The 19,571-nt window shown below is 55.6% G+C and carries 14 protein-coding genes; 11 read left to right on the top strand and 3 right to left on the bottom strand.

Annotated elements, in window-relative coordinates; genetic code table 11:
• Positions 1 to 12: 12 nt before the first annotated feature.
• From FE783_RS01255 to FE783_RS01245, 3 genes are all read left to right on the top strand, one after another.
• Positions 13 to 3,222: an MMPL family transporter gene (locus FE783_RS01255; RefSeq protein WP_138877761.1), complete on the top strand. Its 3,210-nt coding sequence runs from the start codon at positions 13 to 15 to the stop codon at positions 3,220 to 3,222.
• Positions 3,223 to 3,330: 108 nt separating this feature from the next.
• Positions 3,331 to 4,650 carry a replication-associated recombination protein A gene (locus tag FE783_RS01250; protein WP_420799698.1) on the top strand — a complete coding sequence of 440 codons (1,320 nt, stop codon included), beginning with the start codon at positions 3,331 to 3,333 and terminating at the stop codon, positions 4,648 to 4,650.
• Positions 4,651 to 4,952: 302 nt separating this feature from the next.
• Entirely contained in the window at positions 4,953 to 6,305 is a 1,353-nt protein-coding gene (locus FE783_RS01245; RefSeq protein WP_138877494.1) for an Nramp family divalent metal transporter, read from the top strand.
• Between the two features lie 197 nt (positions 6,306 to 6,502).
• On the opposite strand, the gene FE783_RS01240 is transcribed toward FE783_RS01245, so the two are convergent.
• Positions 6,503 to 7,573 carry a branched-chain amino acid aminotransferase gene (locus FE783_RS01240; protein WP_138877493.1) on the bottom strand — a complete coding sequence of 357 codons (1,071 nt, stop codon included), beginning with the start codon at positions 7,571 to 7,573 and terminating at the stop codon, positions 6,503 to 6,505.
• Between the two features lie 175 nt (positions 7,574 to 7,748).
• Between FE783_RS01240 and FE783_RS01235 the strand changes: the two genes are divergently transcribed.
• The 3 genes from FE783_RS01235 to FE783_RS01225 all read left to right on the top strand — a co-directional run bounded on the left by FE783_RS01235 (position 7,749) and on the right by FE783_RS01225 (position 11,386).
• Positions 7,749 to 8,642, top strand: a complete 894-nt coding sequence (locus FE783_RS01235) for a LysR substrate-binding domain-containing protein (RefSeq protein WP_138877492.1) — start codon at positions 7,749 to 7,751, stop codon at positions 8,640 to 8,642.
• Positions 8,639 to 9,475, top strand: a complete 837-nt coding sequence (locus FE783_RS01230) for an AraC family transcriptional regulator (protein ID WP_138877491.1) — start codon at positions 8,639 to 8,641, stop codon at positions 9,473 to 9,475. The genes FE783_RS01235 and FE783_RS01230 overlap by 4 nt, the downstream gene beginning before the upstream one ends.
• 153 nt (positions 9,476 to 9,628) lie before the next feature.
• On the top strand, positions 9,629 to 11,386 hold the full coding sequence (locus FE783_RS01225; RefSeq protein WP_158301564.1) for a right-handed parallel beta-helix repeat-containing protein: 1,758 nt from the start codon (positions 9,629 to 9,631) through the stop codon (positions 11,384 to 11,386).
• Between the two features lie 226 nt (positions 11,387 to 11,612).
• On the opposite strand, the gene FE783_RS01220 is transcribed toward FE783_RS01225, so the two are convergent.
• Positions 11,613 to 12,215, bottom strand: coding sequence for a histidine phosphatase family protein (locus tag FE783_RS01220; RefSeq protein ID WP_138877489.1), 603 nt, complete (start codon positions 12,213 to 12,215; stop codon positions 11,613 to 11,615).
• 590 nt (positions 12,216 to 12,805) lie between these two features.
• Here FE783_RS01220 and FE783_RS01215 point away from each other — a divergent pair.
• Both FE783_RS01215 and FE783_RS01210 read left to right on the top strand, forming a co-directional pair.
• Positions 12,806 to 14,149, top strand: a complete 1,344-nt coding sequence (locus tag FE783_RS01215) for an ABC transporter substrate-binding protein (protein ID WP_138877488.1) — start codon at positions 12,806 to 12,808, stop codon at positions 14,147 to 14,149.
• Between the two features lie 207 nt (positions 14,150 to 14,356).
• Complete coding sequence (locus tag FE783_RS01210) at positions 14,357 to 15,406, top strand: amidohydrolase family protein (RefSeq protein WP_138877487.1); 1,050 nt, start codon at positions 14,357 to 14,359, stop codon at positions 15,404 to 15,406.
• Positions 15,407 to 15,418: 12 nt separating this feature from the next.
• Here the strand turns inward: FE783_RS01210 and FE783_RS01205 are convergent, their stop codons facing one another.
• Positions 15,419 to 16,198 carry a helix-turn-helix domain-containing protein gene (locus FE783_RS01205; protein WP_138877486.1) on the bottom strand — a complete coding sequence of 260 codons (780 nt, stop codon included), beginning with the start codon at positions 16,196 to 16,198 and terminating at the stop codon, positions 15,419 to 15,421.
• 162 nt (positions 16,199 to 16,360) lie between these two features.
• On the opposite strand from FE783_RS01205, the gene FE783_RS01200 reads away from it, so the two are divergent.
• The 3 genes from FE783_RS01200 to FE783_RS01190 all read left to right on the top strand — a co-directional run bounded on the left by FE783_RS01200 (position 16,361) and on the right by FE783_RS01190 (position 19,485).
• Positions 16,361 to 17,416, top strand: a complete 1,056-nt coding sequence (locus FE783_RS01200) for an amidohydrolase family protein (RefSeq protein WP_138877485.1) — start codon at positions 16,361 to 16,363, stop codon at positions 17,414 to 17,416.
• A 20-nt stretch (positions 17,417 to 17,436) separates the two neighbouring features.
• Entirely contained in the window at positions 17,437 to 17,826 is a 390-nt protein-coding gene (locus FE783_RS01195; RefSeq protein WP_138877484.1) for a Rieske (2Fe-2S) protein, read from the top strand.
• A 474-nt stretch (positions 17,827 to 18,300) separates the two neighbouring features.
• Positions 18,301 to 19,485, top strand: coding sequence for a M20 metallopeptidase family protein (locus tag FE783_RS01190; protein ID WP_238402817.1), 1,185 nt, complete (start codon positions 18,301 to 18,303; stop codon positions 19,483 to 19,485).
• Positions 19,486 to 19,571 lie beyond the last annotated feature (86 nt).

The following is a 19,571-nucleotide window of genomic DNA, read 5'->3' as shown; positions in this document are numbered from 1 at the left end:
AATGACTCGATGATGAGGACGATCATCAAGCTGAGATGGCTCGTGTTGACGCTGTGGCTCGCGGGTGCGGTCGCGCTGTTCATGACGGCGCCGAATATGGCCGAATTGGTGCGGGACAAAGGACAAATCAACGTCCCCGAAGGGTATTCCTCGTCGGTGGCGGCCAAAATGCTGAAAGAAATGAATGCGGGGAAGAGCGGTTCAGGCGAAGCGGGCGGCTTATCCTCCGTACTCGTCTTTCACAAGGAAAACGGCTTGTCCCCGGACGATATGAACGAGGTCAAACGCGGAGTCGACAAGCTGAAGAACGGCAAAGACGCTTACGGTATTACTTCGGTCACGACTCACTTCGATCTGAAAGAGCTCGAGAAGCAGATGGTGGCGCAGGACGGGAAGACGGTGCTCGTTCTCGTCAATACCGCATCGAAGGACCGGACACCCGCCGAAGTCCGGAAATCGCTGTACGATGCCGTATCGGACGTGAAAATCGACCACTATTACACCGGCAACTGGCTTATTAACGAGGACGTGATCCAGAGCTCGCAGGAAGGATTGAAGAAAACCGAGGGCATTACGGTCGTATTCATTATGGCGATATTGTTCCTCGTATTTCGCTCGGCGATTGCGCCTTTCATTCCGCTTTTGTCCGTCGGGCTTACGTATTTGGTGTCGCAGTCGGTCGTGGCGTTTCTGGTCCATTATTTGGATTTTCCGCTGTCGAACTTTACGCAAATTTTTCTCGTTGCCGTCTTGTTCGGGATCGGCACGGACTACTGCATCCTGCTGATCAGCCGGTTCAAGGAGGAATTGGCTCATCGCGGCGATACGACGGAAGCGATTGTCGCCACATACCGCACGGCGGGCAGGACGGTGCTGTTCTCAGGCCTTGCGGTGCTGGTCGGATTTGCCTCGATCGGGCTGTCCACCTTCGTCTTGTACCGTTCGGCCGTTGCGGTTGCAGTCGGCGTCGCGGTGCTGATGCTCGCACTGTTCACGTTGGTCCCTTTCTTTATGGCGGTGCTCGGCAAAGCGATTTTTTGGCCGGTGAAAGGATCGCTTGAACATAAACCGAGCCGGTTGTGGGGGGCGGTCGGTTCGTTTTCGCTGAAACGTCCGATTTGGGCGCTCGTCATCTTGGCCGTTCTTATCGTTCCGTTCCTGACCGCTTACAAGGGCTCGATCTCGTTCAATTCGCTGGACGAAATCGGCGACAAATACGACTCGGTAAAGGCGTTCCAAGTCATATCCGGCAGCTTCGGCCCGGGTGATTCGCTGCCTTCCACGGTCGTAGTCAAGTCCGACAAGCCGATGGATTCGGCGGAAGGCTTGGCCGCCATCGAGCAAATATCGCGGGAGCTTGCCAAGGTGGAGGGCGTCAAAACGGTGCGCAGCGCCACGCGTCCTACCGGAGACGCGATGCAGGACTTTCAGGTGACCCGGCAGATCGGGATGGTCGACGACGGTCTCGGGCAAAGCAAGGACGGACTGGGCGAAATCGGCAAAGGATTGTCCGATGCGAGCAAGGCGCTCAGCGGCAATGCCCCGAAGCTGAATGAAGCCGTCAAAGGCGTGGAGCAATTGACAGACGGCACGAACGCCTTGAAAGCCGGAGTCGTCCGGCTGGGCGACGGGCTGAAGCGGATCGAAGCCGGTTTGCGCGAAGGCTCGGCGGGTGCCGGATCGCTGCGGGCAGGGCTAGCCGAAGCGAAGAAGAGCGCGGAGCAGTTGGCCGAAGGGAGCAAGCAGCTGCTGGCGAGCTACCGGGAAATCGGAGGCGGTATCGGCCAGCTGTCTAAGGCTTACGGCGAACTCGCCGCCCAGCAGGAAAATGTTGCGAAAGGGTTGGCCGATCTCGGGGCCGGACTCGGCGGCTTGGAGCAAAAATATCCGCAGCTGAAGCAAGACCCGGACTATAGGAGAATAGTCGGCTCGGTGACTGAGCTGCAGACGGGCGCCGCCGGTATCGGCGACGGGCTGAAGCAGTTGAATGCGCAGCTTGAAGGGATCAATGCCGGCATCGGGCAGGCGAACGCCGGTTTCGAGCAGGCGGCGGCCGGACAATCGGCGCTGGTTGCCGGACTCGACCAGCTCGTCGCAGGCATTGCGCAGCTGCAAACGGGGATCGACCAAGCGGCGAACGGCCAAGGCCAAATTTCGGCGAATATTCCGGAGATGACGAAAGGATTCGACAATTTGGCGGCAGGCCAGCGCGAGCTGCAAACGGGCTTCTCCGATTTGAACGCCCAGCTCGGCCAGCTGACGAGCGGCTTGGATCAAAGCGTGGGCGGTTTGGAGCAAGTTACGGGTGGTCTCTCCTCGGCGCAATCGTTCTTGACCGAGCTGTCGGGAGCGCCGAATAAGCAGCTGACCGGCTGGCACATTCCGAACGAAGCGATCCGAAACGCCGATTTCCAGAAGTCGCTTGACGTTTACATGTCCAAGGACCGGAAAATCGTCAAATTCGACGTCGTATTCGCGGGCAATCCTTACGACATCGAAACGCTGGCACGGACCGACGATCTTAACGGCGCCATGCAGAGAGCACTGCAGGGGACCGGCTTCGAGAAGGCCGCCTACGCGGTGGAAGGCGTCACGAGCATGAACAACGATCTGCAGCATATTTCCGCGGACGATTACTCGCGTACGATGATGCTGATGCTTATTGGCATTACGATCATTTTGATCGTGCTGTTCCGTTCGATCGTCATGCCGATTTACCTCATTTTGTCGCTACTCGTTACGTTCTATACATCGATGGCGATTACGGAAGTGATCTACGTCCGAATGCTCGGGTATGAAGGAATCAGCTGGGCCGTGCCGTTCTTCGGCTTCGTCATGCTGATGGCGCTCGGCATCGACTATAGCATTTTCCTGATGGACCGGTTTAAGGAATACCGCCATTTGCCGCCGAAGCAAGCTATCTTGAAGGCGATGGAAAATATGGGGACGGTTATTATGTCCGCAGCCGTTATCCTGGGAGGCACGTTCGCGGCCATGCTGCCTTCCGGCGTCATGTCGCTTCTGCAGATCGCCACGATCGTGCTGTGCGGATTGTTCCTTTACGCGCTTGTCATGCTGCCGCTCTTCATCCCGGTGATGGTCCGGATGTTCGGACCGGCCAACTGGTGGCCGTTTATGGATCGGCGGGAGCTGAACGAATCGAAGGCGGCAGCGAAGGGCGGGCTAGCCTACGTCAACTCGCATCCGGACGATACCGTTTGATTCGAAGCGCGATACGCTGATATAATAATAGAAAGACAAGGCAAAGAGCCGTCATCGCCCTGGTGACGGCTTTGTTCCGTATCGTTAATGGGCAAGGTGGGGAAACCGGTGGATTTGTTTACGTATGACGACGCGTCGAAGCCGGCCGGACGGCTGCTGGCCGACCGGATTCGGCCTAGAACGCTGGACGAATATTTCGGGCAGGAGCATATCGTCGGTCCGGGCAAGCTGCTGCGCCGGGCGATCGAGGCCGATCAGGTGAGCTCGATCTTGCTGTACGGGCCGCCCGGAACGGGCAAGACGACGCTCGCCAATATTATATCGAACGCGACGAACGGCGAGTTCGTGCGGCTGAACGCAGTGGACGCTTCGGTGAAAGACGTGCGGGACGTGATTGAGCAAGCGAAGGCGAACAAAGCGATGTACGGCAAAAAAACGATCCTGTTTCTCGACGAGGTGCATCGCTTCAATACGTCCCGTCAAGACGCTCTGCTTCCCGCCGTGGAACAAGGCATCATTACGTTTATCGGAGCGACGACGGAAAACCCGTTCCATCATGTAAACGGAGCCTTGCTGTCGCGCTCCACGCTCTTTGAGCTTAAGGCGCTAACCCACGAGCATTCGCTTGCGGCGATGAAGCGGGCGCTGGCGGACCGGGAGCGGGGGCTCGGCTTCATGAACATTGAGGCGGAGGAGGAGGCGCTGCAGCACATTTCGCGAATGGCGAACGGCGACATACGCCGGGCGTTGAATGCACTGGAGCTGGCCGCGCTTACGACGTCGCCCGAGCCGGACGGGACGATCCGGATCACGCTCGGAGTGGCCGAGGAGTCGATCCGCAAGCCGACGATCAAGGCGGACGAATCGACGCAGTATGACGTGCTGTCCGCTTTCCATAAGAGTGTGCGGGGCTCCAGCGACGCCGCCCTGTACTGGTTTCTGTACGCGGTCGAGCGGCTAGGCATGGACCCGATGACGTTTCTGCGGCGGCTGATCGTAGCGTGCAGCGAGGATATCGGGCTGTCCAATCCGCAGGCGATGGTGCAGGCCGTAACGGCGATGGACGCCTATCACAAAATCGGCTGGCCGGAAGCGAAGTATAATATCGCGCAGGCGATCCTGTTCGCGGTGGAAAGCCCGAAATCGAACTCGATCCCGATCGCGATCGCGAACGTGATGCAGTCGTTCGAGCGTACGAAGTCGGCGGACGTGCCGCTGCACCTGCGCGATGCGCACTATAAGGGCGCATCTCAGCTCGGACATACGGGCTACAAGTACCCGCACGATTATCCGGGCCACTATGTGGCGCAGCAATATTTGCCGGATGCGATTCGCGGCTCCGTCTTTTTCGAAGCGTCGGAGCAGGGGACGGAAGAGAAGATGAAGCAAAATCAGCAGAGACGCAGAAATGCCGGGCGGGGCGAATGAGCCGTCCGGTTTTTTCATGTGCCGGTTATGCGGAACTGCCCGCCACAATACCCTAGATTCCCCGCAGGTTCAATTGTACATACTCCATAAAGTTATCCTTGACAAAAAAAGTTGCCCGAGTACAATTTGGAGTATAGGTCGCGTTGAAAGCTGGAGCTGTACGCGGTTTATACCGATTCGTTCAAAGAGGATATACTAGCAATGCCGGAGTCATCCAGGCAGATCTTTTTTTATTCATAAAGTTTCCTTGTGGAAACAAATTTTATGTTGTGCAACTTATACGGAAATCAGGTGATATCATCATGAGCGACAATACATCGAGCCTGCCTGCCGCAAGCGAAGAGGGCTGGAGGCGCGCAAGAGCGCAGCCGACGCTTCCGGAAGTGCATAGCAGTCTCCGCGTACCGAGGACGGGCTCGTGGATCAAAAAGTTTCTGGCCTTTGTCGGCCCGGGTTATTTGGTGGCCGTCGGCTACATGGATCCCGGCAACTGGGCGACCGATATTGCCGGAGGCTCGATGTTCGGCTATTCGCTGCTTTCCGTCATCCTTCTGTCGAACTTGATGGCGGTCGTGCTGCAAGCACTTGCCGGCAAGCTGGGGATCGTAACCGGACGGGATTTGGCGCAAGCGTGCCGGGACCATTACACGAAGCCAGTAGCGTTTACGCTATGGATCTTATGCGAGCTAGCGATAGCGGCTTGCGATCTGGCCGAAGTGATCGGTTCGGCGATCGCGCTCAATTTGCTTTTCGGCGTTCCTCTCGTATACGGGGTAATCATCACGGCGCTGGACGTGCTTGTCGTGCTGCTGCTGCAAAATAAAGGCTTCCGCTTTATCGAATCGCTGGTCGTCGTGCTGATCGTCACGATCGGAGGATGCTTTGTAACGGAAATCTTTTTGTCCAAACCCGATGCGGCAGGAATCATGCAAGGATTCGTCCCGACTGCGGATATCGTAAGCAACCCGGCCATGCTGTATATCGCGATCGGCATACTGGGCGCGACCGTTATGCCTCATAATTTGTACCTGCATTCCTCGATCGTGCAAACAAGACAAATCGAACAGACGCGGTCGGGGAAAAAGCAAGCGATCAAATACGCGACATGGGATTCGACGATCGCCCTCTGTTTCGCCCTATTCATCAACGCGGCGATTCTGATCGTCTCCGCGGCCACGTTTCACAAGGCGGGTATGACCGAAGTGGCGGAAATCGGGGATGCTTACCACATGCTTACGCCTTTGCTCGGAACGACGCTCGGAAGCATTTTGTTCGGCGTCGCCCTGCTCGCTTCCGGCCAAAACTCGACGCTGACCGGCACGCTTGCCGGACAAATCGTCATGGAAGGATTTTTGAACATCCGGTTGGCCCCATGGCTGCGCAGATTGATTACCCGGCTGATCGCGATCATTCCGGCCGTCATCGTCACCGCCATTGCCGGCGAGAAAGGGACGACCGATTTGCTCATTTTGAGCCAAGTTATTTTGTCGCTGCAGCTTTCGTTCGCGGTAATCCCGTTGATCCAATTCACCGGCGACAAGAAGAAGATGGGCGAATTCGCGAATCCGCTTTGGTTGAAGCTGGTTGCATGGTTCATCGCGGCCGTCATCGTCAGCTTGAACGCGTATTTGCTTTACAGGACGTTTTTCGGTTAAAAGCTGCGGCTTGTTCATGGAATCGTAAGAAAAAGGGACTCCCGCCGGGAAGTCCCTTTTCTTAACGTTATAGAATTTATAAATTTTCGGACCTTGGGAACGAAAACAGTAAATTGTATACCAAGAAAAACTTCCTCTAAATCGCGGTCGCTCATCCTTGAAGTACTTCGAAGTCGTTTTTCTTATCCGCCTTACCGTTACTCCGCCACAACAACATTCCAGCCGTACGAATCGGGGAGGGTGCCGTTTTGGATACCGGTTATCGTTTCATACAGCTTCCGGGCGATTTCGCCGGTTTCCCCGCCATTGATCGTCATCGTGTGCTCTTGCCAGTGCAGCTGTCCTACTGGAGAAATGACGGCGGCCGTACCCGTTCCGAACGCTTCCTCCAGCTTGCCTTCGGCAGATGCCTGATGAATTTCTTCGATCGATATAGTTTTTTCCGTTACCGGCAAGCCCCAATCGTTCAGCAGTCGGATGACGGAATTGCGCGTTACACCGGCCAAAATGCTGCCGTTCAAAGCCGGGGTGACGATTTCGCCGCCGATTTTGAAGAAAATGTTCATGCTCCCTACTTCTTCGATGTACTTATGCTCTTTGCCGTCCAGCCACAGCACCTGAGCGTACCCGTCGTGCTTCGCTTCCTCCTGCGCCTTGATGCCCGAGGCGTAGTTGCCCGCCGTTTTGGCGAATCCGGTTCCGCCGCGGACGGCGCGGACGTATTGGCTCTCCACGTTGATTTTGACCGGGTGGATGCCTTCCTTGTAATAAGCGCCTACCGGCGACATGATGACGGCGAACACATACTGTTTGGCAGCTCGTACGCCGAGACACGGTTCGGTCGCGAAGATGAACGGCCGGATGTACAGGGACGTTCCTTCAAGCGTAGGAACCCAATCCCGGTCGACGGAAACAAGCGCTTTAATATATTCGATTACAGCGGACTCGTCCAATTGGGGGATGCTGAGACGTTCGTTGGACACGTTGAGCCGCTCCGCGTTTTTGTCCGGCCGGAACATCAGAATCCGGTTATCTTTCGTCCGAAACGCCTTCAAGCCCTCGAACACGGCTTGGCCATAATGAAATACCATGGCGGCCGGGTCCAGCGTCAGCGGCCCGTAAGGGACGATACGCGGGTCGTGCCAGCCTTGCTCGGACGAATAATCAAGCAGGAACATATGGTCGGTATACACTTTGCCGAATTCCAGCGTACTCGGATCGGGCTTTTGCTTGAGGGCGGTGCTTCTCTCGATACGGATTTCGTTCATCTTTGTTTTCCACTCCCTATAGTTCGGTAGGCGGTCGGTTTGTCGCTCGGTACGGAGGACTTCGATCGTCGTAGATTGATTTCTTTCATTATAGTCTTAAATGGATCATTGAACAATCCAATCGTTTCTATTATTATCATAGACAGTACCAATTATTGGGGGGTGGGTTGGCGCTATGGAGCTGCGGTATTTGGAGTACTTCATGACGATGTGCCAGGAGCTTCATTTTACGAGGGCGTCGGAGAAGCTGGGCATCTCCCAGCCTACGCTCAGTCAACAAATCCGCGCCTTGGAGCAGGAAACGGATACGCTGCTGTTCGATAGGGTCGGCAAGAAAGTAGTCGTGACGGAGGCGGGCAAAATTTTATACCGCCACTGCGTGCGGATGTTCGACGAGCTCGGTCAGGCGCAGTCGGCGATCCGGGAGCTGAAAGGGCTGCAGCGCGGTGAAATTCGCATCGGCTGCTCGGGCAACCATATGCTGATCAATTCCGTCATTTCGTTTCACCAGCTTTACCCGGGCATCCAGATCAGTGTCGCGGAGCTGAGCACGGAGGAGACGAGGCAAGGGCTGCTCGACAACCGGCTCGATCTGGGCGTCGTTTTTTTGCCCGTGGAGGGTGAACAGCTCGAGAGCATTCCCCTGTATACGGAGAAGCTGTCTTTGGCCGTGCCGTATCATCATCCGTTGGCCGAAGCTACCGAGATCGAGCTGGACCGATTGAAGCAAATGCCGATGGCGCTGCTGCCCCCCAAATTTCTGGTGAGACAGCTCGTCGACAGGGCGACCAAATCGAAAGGGTTTCGGTTTCAGCCCGTGCTGGAGATGACTACGCTCGATTCGCTGATGGAGCTCGTCTTCCGCAATATCGCCCTGACGATTCTTCCGGATACATACTTGACCGGCACCGATCCGAAGCGGACCCGCCGCATCACCATCGTCGATCCGACTCCCCAACGAGTCGTCGGCATCGTATACCGCAACGATATGTTTATTTCTTCGGCGACGAAGGTGTTTATCGAGTATTTGAAGCAAACGTTCCGGATCCCCGAAGAGGTGCGGCTATGATCATGAGCTCCCGATCCCCTCTGGTGGAAAAGTTCGTGTACCGGTACGACAGAAGAGCGCCGCCGGACTTTCAAGGCCACCCCAAATACGAATTGCTGTATGTCCACGAGGGCGGTTACGGCTATGTCATCGGGGCTTCCATGTTCGACGTAACCGCCGGCGATCTGCTTGTCATGAACGGAATTACGCCACACGGCCCGATTTTCCGCGAAAAGTCCGGGTGCGTCCGGACCGGTGTCGCGTTCTACCCCGCCAGCCTGCAAAGCTTGCAGGATTTGCCCGATTCGATCGACCTGCTGTATCCGTTTCGCGAGCTGCGAAACTGCCATTGCCGGCTAACCGATCCGCTCCGGACGGATATCGAGCAGTTGCTGTCCCGGATGAACCGGTATTACGGCAAGCAGGACCGGATGTCGTACAACCGGTTCCGGGCCGCCTTTCTCGAGCTGCTGCTCATCGTTTCCGAGAGCTGCGGGTACGCGAAGTCGACTTATCCGGAGCCCCGCGACGCCAAGGAAAAGCTGGTCCGCCAAGCGCTGGACTACATCGGGCAGCATTATATGACCGATTTGTCGCTGGACATCATAGCCGAACGACTATACATGAGCCGGTCGTATTTGGCGAAAATTTTCAAGGAGTACGCCGGTATGACCGTCTTCGAATATATTAACGACCATCGCATCAACCGGGCCAAGGTGCTGTTCGCTACGGAGAAGTCCAAATCGATCAGCGAGGTTTGCTATGAGGTAGGCTTCAAAAACCCCGCCCATTTCTCGCGCAATTTCAAATCGACCGTAGGCGCCACTCCCGAAGAATACCGCAATACGATTTAGCCGCGTCCCGATTCCTACAGGCAATTCGCATGCCGATTCAGAGACTGTGGGGCAAGCGGGACGATCCGCTCCCCGGTATACTGAGTTCAGCTGGAGCCGGTACGACCGGCCGAAGCACACATTATCGGGCGAAAGGTTGTGCGGATGATGGACATGATGAGCCGGAGAAAGCTGCTTGCTTCAATCGGGATGGCCGGGGCCGCGGCCGCGGCGGGAGATTTGCTCCTTGCGGGCAGAACGGGAAGCGTCTATGCGGGCGTCGTCGGGAGCGTATACGGGACCGGGGGAGCCGGGTGCTGCGAGACGACTACGATTGCGGGCTTGCGGGCCAATACGACTGCCGATCCGGATACGCTGTATTTCGTAGGGGATGCGGGGCAAGAAGGCTGGTTCCGCTACGATCCGTCGGATACGGCTTCGGCGGACAATACCGGTACGGTGCTCGTCTCGACGGCGGGATACCGGTTCAAGCGGATACTGGAGCTGTCCCAAGGCTATGACGTCAAATGGTTCGGGGCAAAGGGCGACGGCGGCACGGACGATACGGCGGCGATACAGGCAGCCATCGACGCGGCTTATTCGAACGGCGCGGGCCTTGTATACATTCCCGCACGGGGAACGTTCCGGTTCCGTTCGATCCGGGTCAAGGGCAACATGACGTTCGCAAGCTTTGGCGGCACCTTGAAACTGCTCGATAATGTATGCGTTTCCACGTCGGCGTCGTATTATTTGATCCACAACATGGTCAGCACGGGGGGCAGCTATCCGAACGTTACGCTGGACGGGCTTATTATAGACGGCAATCGTTCGGGCGGGAACACCTCGTTCGCGGTGGCGGACGGAATTACGATCGGCGGCGAGAATGCCGTCGTCAGGAACTGTCGTCTGTTCAATATCCCCGACTCCGGCATCATGTTCTCCAAGGCGACCAATTCGGTATGCACAATGAACCGGATCGACGACGGAGGGGATGTCGGCATCTATGTCAATGACGGAAGCGGGACGTCGCATTACGAGAATGTGATCAGCCACAACCGTATCACCGGCTTTCCTTATGGCGGTATCGCCTTGAAGCGCATATGCCAGCGGACGATCGTATCCGACAATTCGATCTACAATTGCGGCAACGGCATTACGTTGGAGCATGCCTCGACGTCCTCGGACTTTTCCCGCAACGTCTCCATACTCGGCAACCGTCTCCGTTACATCGGCTATATGGGGCCGGCTACTGCGAAGGTCGGCATTATATTGCGGGTATCCGACTATTCCATCGTCGCGGATAATCGGCTTGAGGACATAGCCGCCCGGGGAATTTTGCTCGAAGGGTCGCAATATTGCTCCGTATCGGGCAATGTGATCGAGATGAAGCCGACGGCCGACGCGGCTCTCAACCACGGTATCGAGCTGAGGCCGCGGGGAACGGCAGGCTGCGGCTCCAATACGATAAGAGGCAACGTAATTGTCGCTCCCCGCAAGCACGGGCTGTATGTTACCCCTCAATCGGTGCCGACCGCGTACAATATCGTAACGGGCAACGTCGTCCGGTCGGCGGGGGACACGGCGCTCAAGCTGGAAGCCGCGAGCAACGACAACGTGTTCTCCGACAACATCTTGGAGGGAGCCGTGGCCGACCTCGCCTGCGATACGGCGGCGCTTCGCAACAGCTACTCGAACAACCGGCTCGTGAACGGAACGATAACGGGTGCAGCCGATCAGTCGAACGGCGCGGCGTACTCGCATGTGAAGGACAAGCGGCGCAGTATCGGCGCGGCGGCACCGACTTCGGGAGCGTGGGTTCAAGGCGATATCGTATACGCCGACGCGCCTTCGGCAGGCGGAACGATCGGCTGGGTATGCACGGCTGGCGGAACGCCGGGTACGTGGAAGCCGTTCGGCGATATCGGGTTATAACGGGTATCGGCGAAGAAGCGGAGAAGCTTACGGGTACGTGCTGCCCGTAAGCTTTTTTTGTCGATAAGGTAAGTTTAACTTTGCTAAAACGTTAAAGCGAAGTGAGCCTTTCCTTACTAAGAAAAACCTCCTCTTAATCGCGGTCGCTCTTCCTTGAAGTACGTCGATAGTCGTTTTTCTTACATAAGAAGCATTTGCTGCTTGAAGAGGGATCGTGGAATAGGCTTTATGCTAAATGATCTATCGATGCAAAGACGTCTAATTTGTAATTCCCGCTGTCATTAACTAGTTTTGTGATCGAGCATTCGGGAATCAAGCTGCTTTGAACCGCGACAAAATTAGGGTGCCAAACATTCAGCTCATTCTCGGAAAAGGTGTGGACAAGAAAATCGGTTATTAATCCTCCATGAGCCACAAGTACAATGCTGCTTCCAGGCGGATGGTTCTTTGCCGACTCTACTAAAAACGCGGATAAACGTTCGCCTGCCTGTTTCGCGGAATCGCCTGCGGGCGGCAAATAGTCGGGATCGCGTGTACATCGCTCCCACATCGCAACAAATTCATCGAACGTTTGCCCGGGTAAATCCCCCCAGTTAGCGCGCTCCCGTAACCGTTTATCGACCGCAACGGTTAACTTAGCTTCTAATGCAATATATGCGGCGGTTTCACTTGCCCTTCTAAGCGGACTTGAAAATAGGGCTCTTATCGGCAGGTTACGAAAGTATCGAGCTGTCGCTTGCGCTTGCAGTATGCCTTTAGGAGATAGCGAGACGTCTCCGACCGATTTTTCTTTGACAGCATGCCTTACGAGATAGAACGTTGTAGCCATTCGGTCAACACCTTTCGATGTCTTAAAGGAATTCGATATGATGCTAATTAGATATTTACCGAATTAAATTATAGGATTTAAATAGAGCTTTGTCTACATGTTCCTAGATTTTTGTCGGCATAAAGTGTCGTTGGCCGCTTTCCCCAAAACTGTCCTGCCCCGAAATCGTCGTCGTCAAATTCCAAACGGCGTACAGCGCCGTCACGCTCGCTCAGAAGATGGGAGAGCAGTCCGGCAAAGAAATCGAAAGCGCTGCTCGCCATAGTCCGATAGCGGAACTGAAGTACGCTATATCGGCAATTTCGCGGCATTTCACGCTAATAACGGAACTGTAGTACGCTAAACCTATCATTTTCGGCGACATTTGCGGTAAATGCACCGTATAACGGATTACAGTTCCTCTATTCTGGCAGCCAGCTTGGTTTGCAGTCAGATAGCGGAACTCAGTTCCGTTAGCATACCATCATCCCGAATTTCGGCGCGATTGTAGAATGGTCCAAATAAATGTGGAATCGTTTATGTCGCTTTGAAAGCCTTTACAATATAATCATGGTGAATTGACACTTATCGTATGAGAGAAGGGGTATGGGATGAGAAAACAACGGTTCCTGAAAGCAAGCGGACTGCTTGCATTGGCGCTGCTCGTCATGGGAGCGGCCGGATGCGGCGGCAAGCCGGAAGCGGGGAAGACGGAGGGGGAGGCGGGCAAAGCGTCCGACACATCGTTCGATTACAGCCAAGCAGCCACATTGACCATGTACAATCCGACAGTGTCGCCCGACTACTACAGAGATTACGTCGAGCCGCACATCAGGAAGAAATTCCCGAATGTCAAAATCGAGCATATTAACCCGAGCGATCCCGGAAACGGACTGGACAGCCTGATCGCGGCCAAAAAAATACCCGATATTTATTTGACCACGACGACAGGTATTCCCGCTTTGCTGGAACGCGGTTTGTTGGCCGATCTGGAGCCAGTCGTCAAAAAGCACAAAATCGATCTTACCGTATTCGAGGACCCGATGCTCCAATCGATCCGCGGGATATCCGACAAGGGCGAGCTGTTCGGATTGCCTTGGACATACGGCTCGACGGCCTTATTCTATAACAAAGAAATATTCGACCGTTACGGAGTCGCCTATCCGAAAAGCGGCATGACCTGGGATAGCCCGGAACTCAGGGACATGGTCGTTAAACTGAACAGGCCGCAGGACGGCATTCGCGGGATCATGTTCAATCTCGGCAACATGCTGGGCCAAAACCAGCTGTCGCTCCCGTTTGTCGACCCGAAGGCCGAGAAAGCGCTTGTTCAGACGGAAGGCTTCAAGCGAATCATCGATACGTTCGCCGCGCTTTACAAGGCTGGAGGGGCAGTCGATCCGGCGGATTTCGACGCGTCCGGCCAGAAAGCGTTTATAACGAAACGCAATGTGGCGATATGGGCCGGCAATGCCGTGTACCCGAATCTGATCGATTTGGAGAAGAAAGGGAACGGATTCAATTGGGATATCGTTTCCCTTCCGACGTTCAAGGAAGCGCCGGGGATCGGAACGCAATATTTCGGTGCGGTGTGGGCTGTTTCGTCAGCTAACGGCAACCAGGAAATGGCGGCGCATATTATTTCCGTGCTGACGTCCGCAGAAGTGCAGATCGAAGGGGGCGGGCTCCTCCGTTTTCCGACGCTGAAAGAGCCGGCCGTCAAAGATTCCCTCGGGAAAGGCGAAAGCTTCCTGCAGTCGAAAAATATGAAAGCTTTGCAAATCAACAAAATACCTGCGGCGACAAAACCGACCAAATACGATAGCGCGGCATCCGGCATATTGGTGAGTAAAGCGGCCGAAGTGATCCGAGACCAGAAGGACAGCAATACGGCGCTAAGAGAAGCGGCGGAAGAGATCGACAAAAAAATCGCCGAAATAATAGGCGCGAAATAGCGGTTACCCCTAGCTCATAGCCCTTCGACTATCGCCGATACAAGGACGATGGCGGAGGGCTTGCTGCGCTCTATGACGACTACATGACGATGATAAGACGCAAGATGTTGAATCGTCCAAAAAAGGATAGATTTCTTTATCGTGAAACGGCCGGAATGTTTCTATACTTGACATGAACCGATACGAAGCAACGAAAGGGATGGCGGAATGAAACAGATAACCAAAGTGATCGATTGCGATGTGCATCATGCGTTCAAGGATCATAGACAGTATATGACATATTTGAGAAAGCATTGGAGCGGCGTTATTCCGGGGGGCGGGGCGGGCGCGTACGCCTCGCCGATCGGGGTGCACCGCAAAGATGCCTATGCGGATGATGGAGAAAGCGCCGCAGCCGATCCCGGGCTGCTGACCGACTATTTGATCGAGCCGTACGATATGGAGTTTGCCATTCTGACCGGAGGCACTTACGATATTTCGGTTCATCCTCACGCTGATTACGCCGCCGCCGTCGCGGCAGCCTACAACGATCATCTGATCGCGGAATGGCTCCCCCGCAATCCGAAGTTCAAAGGGTCGATGACCGTCGCCGTCCAGGACCCGCAGCAGGCCGTGCGCGAAATAGACCGGATTGCGCCTCACCCGGACGTCGTGCAGCTCATATTGGCAAGCGCGGCCCGTATCCCGTATGGACACCGGTACTACCACCCGATCTACGAAGCGGCGGAGCGGCACGGCTTGCCCGTCGCCATCCATCCGGGCAGCGAAGGCAGCGGCACGTCCAACCCGCCTACGGCGGCGGGATTTGTAAGCAACTATATGCAATGGCATACTTCGCTATCGCAAAATTTTATGGCACATCTGGTCAGCCTAATATGCGAGGGCGTGTTCGAGAAGTTCCCCCGCTTGAAGTTCGTCCTGGTCGAAGGGGGCGTAGCGTGGCTTCCTCACCTGATGTGGCGGATGGACAAAAACTTCAAGGCGCTGCGCTCCACGACCCCATGGCTGAAAAAAATGCCGAGCCGCTACATCCGCGAGCACTGCTATTTGACGACGCAGCCGATCGAGGAGCCGGACAACCCGAAACATTTGCTGCAAATATTCGAGATGATGGATGCGGAGAACATTTTGCTGTTCTCGAGCGACTTTCCGCATTGGGATTTCGACGATCCGTTCATGATATTGAAAAATGTGTCCGCCGAAGCCAAGCACAAAATCATGTGCGGGAATGCGAAGCAGCTGTATAGCTTGAACTAAAGAGAGAGCCGGCTAATCGGCTCTCTTTTCCTTCAAGTGGCTGGAAGGGGGATATCCCATCATTTTTTTGTATACCCGATTGAAGTAGGATTGGTCGCAAAACCCGAGCAGGTCCGCGATTTGTCCGATCGTCATGCTGCTGTTGACGAGCAGTTCGCGCGCGGCGGTAATGCGGACCTGGTGTAAATAGCCGATCGGAGTATGCCCGGTCACTTCCCGGAATATTTTCGTCACATAATTCGGCGTCCGGTCCACAAGCTCCGCCAGCAATTCGATGCGGATCTGCTCCCGGTAGTGCGCAAGGATGTAATGCTGAATTTCGGTCACGAGAGACAGCTTCTTGGCGGGGAAACGGGCGTTCTCCATCTCGCGTTCGGCGATTCCGAGCAGTTCGACCACGATGCCTTTGCAGATGGTTTCATAGTGCGGCAGCTTGCCGAGCCACTGCTGAACGAGCAGCGAGAAGCGCTGCTTCACGTAATCGTAATTGCGGCTGCGGACGAGATGGTACCGCCGGTTGTCCAGCAGCGGTATCGAGGTCCCGCCGGGATTTACCCGGAAGATAGCCGCATATTTCTGATGGTCATGAACGCCATCGCCGGTGGCGTAGCGTAAGCTCCCGCCAGGAAAGTACAAAAGATCGCCTTTGGTCAAGGAGAGGCGATGCCCGTCGATGCAATAGGTCAGGCAGCCGCTCTCGACGAACAGGAATACGTCGAACTCCATGACGGACTCCGCCTTGGTCCAGTCGGGGCCCACTTCCTCGACTAATACGGAATCCAGATCAAACATTGGAATCCACCTCCCTCTTATGTAATTAGTGATCCGGTTTGATTCTCCTTTCGCGACTGTTGAATCGTCCAAATAATCGTTGATTTCTTTATCGTGGAAGGTTCCCTTTTTTTCTATACTTAGCAGGAAAACAAATTACCGGGAAAGGATGGGGTCAGCGATATGAAACCGGCGACAAAAGTAATAGACTGCAACGTTCACCATGCATTCAAGCAGCCTAAAGAGCTGCTGCCGTATTTGCAGGAGCCTTGGAAATCCCAAGTGAGCCAGTTCGACCTCCGGTCCCCGCGAACTTACGGGCCGCCGGGAAGAGCGCACATCGACTGCACGTACGAGCCGGAAGGAGCGAATGCGGCCGCCGATCCGGAGCTGCTAAGCAAAACCTTTATGGACGCCTACCATATGGAGTATGCGATTTTGACGGGCGGCATGTATGCGATATCCGTTCATTCCGATCCCGACTATTCGGCCGCATTGGCATCGGCGTACAACGATCATTTGATCGAGCGCTGGCTGACGGCCAGCCCGAGGTATAAAGGCGCGATGACCGTCGCCACGCAAGATCCGCTGCAAGCGGCACGGGAGATCGACCGGATCGGGGGGCATCCCGGCATCGTGCAGATTAGCTTGAGCAGCGGCGCTCCGGTCCCATACGGGCAGCGGCGCTACTATCCGATCTACGAGGCCGCGGAACGCCACGGTTTGCCAATTGCGATCCATCCCGGCACGGAAGGGGGAGGCATTGCGAATCCGCCTACGGCCGCCGGATACGTCAGCGACTATTTTCAATTTCATACGGCTCTCCCGCAAAGCCTGATCGCGCATATGATCAGCCTAATCGGTGAAGGCGTGCCGGAGCGGTTCCCGTCCCTGAAATTCATCATTGCCGGAAGCGGCGTCTCCTGGCTTCCTCACCTGATGTGGCGGATGGACCGGAACTACAATGCGCTGCGCGCGACCGTGCCCGGACTTAAGAAAAAGCCGAGCCAAACGATTCGCGACCATTTCTATTTGACGACCCAGCCGATCGACGAATCGGACAATCCGGAGCATATGCGCTTCCTGTTCGAGATGACGGACGCGGAGAACATGCTGCTCTTCGCGAGCGGCTATCCGGATTGGGATTTCGACGATCCGTCGAAAATTTTGCCGGGATTAACGGAGCGGGCGAGGGAAGCCATTTTATACGCCAATGCCAAGAAGCTGTTCAGCTTGTAAGGAAGGGAAGGAATCTCGACATGGCTGTACATTATGTGGGGAACGCCGCGGATATTCCGGAAGGTTCGTTCCGAACGGTGGATGTGTCCGGGCGGTCGATCGGCGTGTACAACATCAAGGGTGAGTATTACGCCATCCATAATTACTGCCCGCATCAGGGCGCCAAGCTTTGCAAAGGTCCTGTATGCGGAACGATGCTCGCTTCAGATGTGTACGAGTACATTTACGGCAAAGACCGGGAAATCGTCCGCTGTCCGTGGCACGGCTGGGAATTCGACATCAAGACGGGCAAGTCGCTGTTCGACGGGAAGGTGCGGACGCGCAGCTACCCGGTCCGCATAGAAGAAGGCCGAATCGGCATTGTCATTGGAAGGAACGAAGAGGAGCCGGTCACGGCGGATAAGAAATAACAGACGGCGCTTTACCGTAAATAGGAGATGATTGCAGCTCTAATTGAAGGCGAATGACCCGCATCAGGGCCATTTGCTCCGAGATAAGAGTTCCGATCATCTCTTATTTTTACATCCAGGCAAATAGTACGGGCATAAAACCGCTATTCGCTCAAGCGGACGTTTTTCTTGTCATGCGGGAGCGATAGGGATTAAGATATGGGAAGGAATGGCACTCCTTTTGTGGAGGCGTTTACATCGCGTAACGCCACATTGCCACAGACTGATGAAGAAGGCTGCCGTCTTGTTCGAGATTTACAAAAGGGACTTGAAGGACGACGGAATTATAAGAAAAACGTCTATCGACGTACTTCAAGGATGAGCGACCGCGATTTAGAGGAAGTTTCTCTTGGTAAGGAAAGTCTCACTTCGCTTTAGTGCTTTAGCGAATTTTAAACTTTCCTTATCGATGAAGTAAATCGGGAGGTAGGAACGATGGACATGTATGAGCGGCTCATGGAGCAAGCAAAGCGAATCGAGCCGGAGCTCATAGAGCTTCGCAGGGATCTGCATCGGCATCCGGAGCTTAGCTTCAAGGAATCCCGTACGGCCGCCATAGCAGCCGAACGGTTGAAACGGCTCGGTATGAGCGTGCGTACCGGCGTCGGCGGTCACGGCGTCATTGCCGATCTGCACGGCGGCAGCGGCGGTCCGACTATAGCGATTCGCGCGGATATGGACGCGCTGCCGATCCTGGAGGAGACGGGACTCGATTTCGCCTCCGAAACGCCCGGGGTAATGCATGCTTGCGGGCACGACGTTCACACGTCCGTCCTGCTCGGAGCGGCGAAGCTCATCGCGGAGCGGCAAGCCGATCTGCATGGAACGGTCAGATTCATATTTCAGTCGGCCGAGGAAATATTGGCCGGAGCGAAAGCGATGATCGGGCAGGGTGTCATGGATGGCGTCGAGGAAATATACGGCCTGCACAACTTGCCGTCTATTCCGGCCGGCACAGTCGGTCTGAAGACCGGAGTGCTGATGGGCTCGATCGACCGTCTGGAAATAACAATAGACGGCAAAGGCGGTCACGGAGGCTATCCGGAGGCTTGCATCGACCCGATCGTGGCGGCGTCCGCAGTCGTGATGGCTCTTCAGACGGCGGTCAGCCGGGAAACTCCGCCGACGGAAGGGGTCGTCGTGTCGATCGGAACCATTCATGCCGGGACGGCGAACAATATTATCCCCGACTGCGTCGAATTGACCGGAACGGTGCGCAATCTGAGCGCGCAGTGGCGGGAGAGGATGCCGGCGATCCTTGCCAGAATCGTCGAGGATACTTGCAGAGCATACCGCTGCAGCGGCAAAGTCCGTTACATCGAGCAGGTGCCGCCGGTGCTGAATGACGATACGCTGACGGGCTTCACAGCCGAAGTACTCGACGGGCTGCTTGGCCGGCATAACCGGTCGGAGCCGGTTCCGATGACGTACGGGGAAGACTTCGCCGAATATTTGCGCTTCGCCAAAGGCTGCTTCTTCTGGCTCGGCTCGGGTCCGCAGGCCGATGCGGATCGAGCGGCGGGGCTGCACAGTCCGCGGTTCAATCCGGACGAGAGCTGCATCGCCGTAGGCGCGGCGGCGCTCGCCGGCATTGCGCTCAAGCGGCTGGCGATAGAATAGAGCGAACTGCTTTTCGGATAAAATCGTGGTCGGAGGAGCGGCGCAACCGATTCAGGTCGCCGTTCCTTTGTCATCAGAAAAATATA

The organism is Paenibacillus mesophilus (genome assembly GCF_005938385.1).
Lineage (GTDB): Bacteria > Bacillota > Bacilli > Paenibacillales > NBRC-103111 > Paenibacillus_AB > Paenibacillus_AB mesophilus.
This window is presented reverse-complemented; position numbering and strand designations above follow the sequence as displayed.